General features: G+C 66.2%; 6 protein-coding genes. 1 reads left to right on the forward strand and 5 read right to left on the reverse strand.

Features of this window, described 5'->3' with window-relative positions:
- Nucleotides 1-771, forward strand: a 771-nt coding sequence (locus D7W79_RS38025) for a DUF481 domain-containing protein (RefSeq protein WP_244222200.1), incomplete at its 5' end; no start/stop codon positions are given.
- A gap of 102 nt (nucleotides 772-873) precedes the next feature.
- On the opposite strand, the gene D7W79_RS38030 is transcribed toward D7W79_RS38025, so the two are convergent.
- The 5 genes from D7W79_RS38030 to D7W79_RS38050 form a co-directional block, all read right to left on the reverse strand.
- Nucleotides 874-1314 (reverse strand): cytochrome C oxidase subunit IV family protein, encoded by a 441-nt coding sequence (locus D7W79_RS38030; RefSeq protein WP_120530154.1) that lies wholly within the window; start codon nucleotides 1312-1314, stop codon nucleotides 874-876.
- Between the two features lie 10 nt (nucleotides 1315-1324).
- Nucleotides 1325-1987 (reverse strand): cytochrome c oxidase subunit 3 family protein, encoded by a 663-nt coding sequence (locus D7W79_RS38035; protein ID WP_120530155.1) that lies wholly within the window; start codon nucleotides 1985-1987, stop codon nucleotides 1325-1327.
- The gene (locus D7W79_RS38040; protein ID WP_120530156.1) at nucleotides 1980-3659 is read right to left on the reverse strand and encodes a cytochrome c oxidase subunit I; all 1680 of its coding nucleotides are present in this window, start codon (nucleotides 3657-3659) and stop codon (nucleotides 1980-1982) included. Before D7W79_RS38040 ends, D7W79_RS38035 begins: the two co-directional genes overlap by 8 nt.
- Entirely contained in the window at nucleotides 3643-4689 is a 1047-nt protein-coding gene (coxB, locus tag D7W79_RS38045; protein WP_120530157.1) for a cytochrome c oxidase subunit II, read from the reverse strand. The genes D7W79_RS38040 and coxB overlap by 17 nt, the downstream gene beginning before the upstream one ends.
- Nucleotides 4686-5541 (reverse strand): SCO family protein (locus D7W79_RS38050; RefSeq protein WP_147442260.1); only part of this gene is annotated, 856 nt, incomplete at its 5' end. The genes coxB and D7W79_RS38050, both read right to left, overlap by 4 nt.

A 5541-nucleotide genomic window follows, 5' to 3' on the forward strand; every position in this document is an offset into this window, starting at 1 on the left:
GCGCCGGCCCCCGAAGTCGCCGCCGCCGCGGCCCCGGTGAAGCCCAGCGTCTGGGACGTCAGCGTGGGCTTGAGCCTCATCTCCCTTACGGGCAACGCGTCCACGCTGACGGTGAGTGGCCTGGCCAGCGCGCTGCGCAAGACGGAGCACTGGATCTACTCCGTGAAGGCCTACGGTGCGTACGGCCGCAGCCGCCCGCCCGAGGTGGAGGGGGAGGTGGAGTCCCTGTCCCAGGTGGTGGCCCTCAACGCCGGCATCGAGCTGCGCGGGGACCGCCGCTTCACGCAGGAGATCAGCGGCTACCTGCTGACCGGCGTCGACACGGACCACATCAAGAGCATCGAGGCGCGGCCCTACGGTGAAGCCGGTGCCAGCATCTTCTGGTTCGACACCAAGCGGGATGAGAAGGCCAGCGTGCGCGAAACCCTCCTGCGCACCGACTTCGCCTTCCGCTACGCCCGCGAGCTGCGCTTCCAGTACTACCCCAATCGCGTGGACCTGCCGAACGTGGACCTGGGCGGTCCGCGCTTCGGCGCCCTGTTCCGCTACGGCGTCTCCAAGGACATCACCTTCCAGGAAGAGGCGGAGATCCTGGTCAGCGTCATCAGCGACTCGCGCATCCTCTTCAGCAGCCAGACGCAGGTGATGGCGAACCTCACCGACGCGCTGGCCCTGGGCGTGGGCTTCCTCGTGAAGTCCGACAGCGCCCCGCCTCCGGGCAAGGTGTCCACCGACACGGCGCTCTCCTTCAACCTGACCGTCGCCCTGTAGTCCCCGGCCTCACGCGGGACGCGAGCCCGCAAAAGCGACGCGGCGCCAGGGAAGAAACCCGGGCGCCGCGTTCGTGCTTCAGGGGACTTGAGGAAGCGGGGACTACTCGTGCGTCTCGTGTCCCTGCTTCTCGACCTGCTGGTGGCCACCGTGGCGGCCTTCCGCCGGGTTCGCGCCGATGTCCACCGCCTGCAGGTCGCTGTACTGCGACCCCGGGGGGTTGGCCAGACGGAAGCGGGTGCCCAGGTCCATCAGCGAGAAGCCGATGAGCAGGACCACGAAGATGATGGACACACCGAAGACCAGGCGGTTGGCGCCCTGGTGCTCCGACAGGTGCATGAAGTACAGCGCCACCAGCGTGCCCTTCACGCTGGCGATGACGAGCGCCAGCAGCAGGCCGAAGCTGGGCAGGTGCATGCGGCCCGTGAAGACGGTGACGAGCGTCAGCACCAGCAGGACGATCCAGATGACCACGTAGCGCCCGGCGCCGTGGTGCTCCTGCATGTTGTGCTCTTCCTGATGCGATTCGTTGGCGATGGCCATGTCGTAACCCTCAGACCAGGTACAGCATCGGGAAGAGGAAGATCCACACCAGGTCGACGAGGTGCCAGTACATGGAGCCCAGCTCGACCTGCGTGTAGTTGTTCGCGCTGAAGTCCCCGACGCGGTACGCGCGCACCGTGGCGAACGCCAGCACCGTCATGCCGATGACGACGTGCAGGGCGTGCAGCGCGGTGGAGGCGAAGTACACCGTGAAGTACAGCGGCGCGCCCGGCAGCTGGATGCCTTCGTAGAAGTAGTAGCGGCCCGGCAGCGTCCCGATGTGGAACTTGTGCTTGTACTCGAAGAACTTGATGACGAGGAAGCCCATCGCCATCAGGAGGGTGAGCACGTTCATGTGCCCCACCATCTTGTTCTTCCCCTCCTTGGCGTAGTGCACCGCCATGGCGGCGGTGAACGAGGAGGTGATGAGCACCACCGTGTTGATGGTGCCCATCGTCAGGTCCAGGCTGCGGCTGGAGGCAGCCCAGGCTTCCGGGAACAGGAAGCGGTAGGCCGCGTAGCACGCGAACAGACCGGCGAAGAGCAGGATTTCCGTGGCGAGGAACAGCCACATGCCCAACCGCGCCGCGTGCTTCTGGACTTCCAGCGACGCGAAGTGGGCGGCCAGCTTGGGACCGGGCACCGAGCCCGGCGTCACGTGCACGCTAGACATCCGACACCTCGCCCTCGGCCTTCTTCGGATCCACGTAGAAGTGCGGCTCCTCGGGATACGTCGGCTGCGGGCCAATGAAGTTGTGCGTGGGCGGAGGGGACATCGTCAGCCACTCGTAGCCCTTGCTGTTCCACGGGTTGTCCACGCGCTCGCCGTAGATGAGCGCGTACGTCAGGTACACCGCGATGATGATGAACCCGAACGCGAGCAGCGACGCACCGGCCGTGGAGGCCACGTTCAGCGCCTGGAAGCGCTCCGGGTACTCGTAGTAGCGGCGCGGCATGCCCGCGTTGCCCACGAGGAACTGGGGGATGAACGTCGCGTTGAAGCCCAGGATGATGAGCGCCGCGGACACCAGGCCCCACCCCTCGTGGTACATCTTCCCGAACATCTTCGGGAACCAGTAGTGGAGCGCGGCCAGGAAGGCCATGATCGTCGCGCCCACCATGATGAAGTGGAAGTGCGCCACGACGAAGTAGGTGTCGTGCCAGGGCACGTCCAGCGACACCGTCGCCACCGCGATGCCCGTCATGCCACCGAACACGGTGAAGAACAGGAAGCCGCAGAAGTAGGCGAACGGGGTGCTGAACTCCACCGCGCCCTTGTAGACGGTGCCCACCCAGTTGAAGACCTTGATGGCCGTGAACACGCCCACCAGCATCGACAGCACGCCGAACACGCCGGCGTTGAAGGTGGACTGGCCGGACACGAACATGTGGTGGCCCCAGGCGAAGAAGCCCACGAACGCGATGCCCACGCTGGAGTACGCCACCGCGCGGTAGCCGAAGATGTTCTTGCGGCTGAAGGCGGAGACGATCTCGCTCATCACGCCGAACGCCGGCAGCACCATGATGTACACGGCCGGGTGGCTGTAGAACCAGAACAGGTGCTGGAAGAGCACCGGGTCACCGCCGCGGGCCACGTCGAACATGCCCAGGCTGAACAGGTTCTCCGCCGTCACCAGCAGGAGCAGCAGGCCGATGACCGGCGTCGCCAGCACCTGGATGCAGCTGGTGGCGTAGAGCGCCCACACCATCAGCGGCATCTTGAACCAGGTGATGCCCGGCGCACGCATGGTGTGCGTGGTGACGATGAAGTTCATGCCCGTGAGGATGGAGCTGAACCCGATGATGAACGCGCCGAAGAGCACCGGCGCCACCGTGGTCGTCGTGTGCGCGCTGTACGGCGTGTAGAAGGTCCAGCCCGTGTCCAGGCCGCCGTTGAGCATGCCCCAGAGCGCGAAGCCCGCGCCGGCCAGGTACACGTAGAGCGACAGCAGGTTCAGCCGGGGGAAGGCCACGTCCTTGGCGCCCAGCATCAGCGGCAGCAGGAAGTTGCCGAAGATGCCCGGGATGGCAGGGATCATGAACAGGAAGATCATGACGATGCCATGCAGCGTGAAGACGCGGTTGTACGTCATCGCGTCCATGATGGTCGGGCCCGGCGTGAGCAGCTCGATCCGGATGAGCAGCGCGAAGATGCCGCCCACCAGGAAGAAGAGCAGGATCCACACCATGTACATGATGGCGATGCGCTTGTGGTCCACCGTCAGCAGCCACGACTTCACCGTGGTGCCGTCCGTCAGGTAGCTCGGGTGGTGGCCGTGGTCGTCGTGCGCCTCATGGCCGGGGACGGCGGCCCCCGGCGCGGCGATGCTACTGGATGGGGTCATAGGCGGGGCCCTCGGAAGCGGTCTCACGCACGTTCGCGGTGCGCAGCGTCTTGATGTACTCGACGATGGCGGCCGACTCGGGGCCCTGCAGCTTGCCCTGGTAGGTCGGCATCACGTTCTGGTAGCCGGCGACGATGTGCGCGCCCGGGTCCATCATCGACTGGGTGATGTAGGCTTCATCCACGCGGATGTTCTGGCCGTCCTCGAGCTTCTCGTTGCGCTCGTAGAGACCCAGGAAGGTGGGGCCGATGTGCTTCGAGCCGTCCACCGAGTGGCACTTGAGGCAGCCCTGCGTGCCGACCAGCTTCTGGCCCTGCTCGGCCATGCGGGCGGCGGGCGGCACGAGCGACGTGTCCGCCAGCGCGTCCTGCCGGTCCTGCAGGCGGCCGCGCTGCTGCTCCTTCAGCCAGTTCTCGTAGTCCTCCGGCGCGAGCACGACGACCTCCGCCAGCATCTTCGAGTGCGACAGGCCGCAGTACTCGGTGCAGAGCACCTGGTACGTGCCGGGCTTCGTCGCCTCGAACCAGGCCTGCGTGTAGCGGCCCGGCAGCGCGTCCATCTTGATGCGGAAGGACGGGACGAAGAAGGAGTGGATGACGTCGCGGGACGTGATGAGCAGGCGCACCGGGCGGTGAGCCGGCACGTGCAGCACGTTCACGCCGTTGGGGCCCTCCGGATAGGAGAACTTCCACATCCACTGCTTGCCCATGACGTAGACATCCATCGAGTCCTTGGGCGGGGTGGTGTACCAGGTGAAGTCCCGGAACCCGATGGCGAACCACGCCAGGAAGAACACCAGCGGGACGGACACGAAGAGGAACTCCGTCTTCAGGTCCGGCACCACGTATTCCGTGTGCTGGTGGGCCTCCCGCCGACGGTAGCGGAAGAACATGAAGAGCGCCGCGAGGCCGACGCCCGCGGACATCACCATCGTCGTGCCGACGACGAAGTAGTGCAGGAAGTCGACCCGTTCCGCGAACGTGGACGCGCGCTCCGGGAGGAACAGGAATTGGTTGGCCAGGTCGCTCATGTAGTCGCGCCTTTCTTCAGCTCGCGCCTCCAGAAATAGATCAGCATCGTGGCCAGGGCGCCGAAGACAGCCAGGGAGCCCAGGCGGATGAACCCGAAGATGTAGAAACCGTACCGCCGCGTGGCGGTGTCATACTTGAAACAGGACATGACGATGCGATCGACGCTCGTCCCGACCCGACCGCCCGCTGCTTCCAGCAGCGAAAGCTTCACGTCCTTGCGGTCGAACGACGTGCCGTAGAGGTAGCGGGAGATGCTCCCCTCCGGCGTGAGCACGGTGACCACCGCGGGGTGGGCGTACTGCTTCGTGCTCGGTTCATACGTGTACTTGAAGCCCACGGCATCGGCGAGCTTGTGGATGTTCTCGTCGGTGCCGGTCAGGAAGTGCCACGGAGCCGTCTCCGGCTTGCCCATGGACTGCAGATACTTGCGACGCCGCTCGGCGCTCTGCGCCGGGGTGTCCTTGGGGTCGATGCTGACGGTGACGGCCTCGTAGTCCTTGCCCAGCTCCAGGCCCAGCTCGCGCATCACGCGGACCTGCTCGTTGATGACGAGGTTACAGAGCATGGGGCACTCGTAATAGACGAGCGTGAGCAGGGTGGGGCGCGTCTTGGACAGCAGCGTGCCCAGCCGCACCTCCTCCCCACTGGAGTCCACGAGGCGCGTCTCCAGGGGAAGCGGCTCCCCCAGGTGCTCCTCCACGTCCACCCCCGTCACCGGCGGGGGCAGGTCGGAGTCCGCCTCCACGATGGCGCGGGGCGTCTTGCCTCCGCCCGGCAGGGCGAACGCGGGCGTGGCGCTGGTGAGGACCAGCGCGAGCGCCGCGAGGAGCCCGGCGGCGCGGGCGGAGGAA

It is taken from the genome of Corallococcus exercitus (assembly GCF_003611585.1).
Taxonomy (GTDB): domain Bacteria; phylum Myxococcota; class Myxococcia; order Myxococcales; family Myxococcaceae; genus Corallococcus; species Corallococcus exercitus.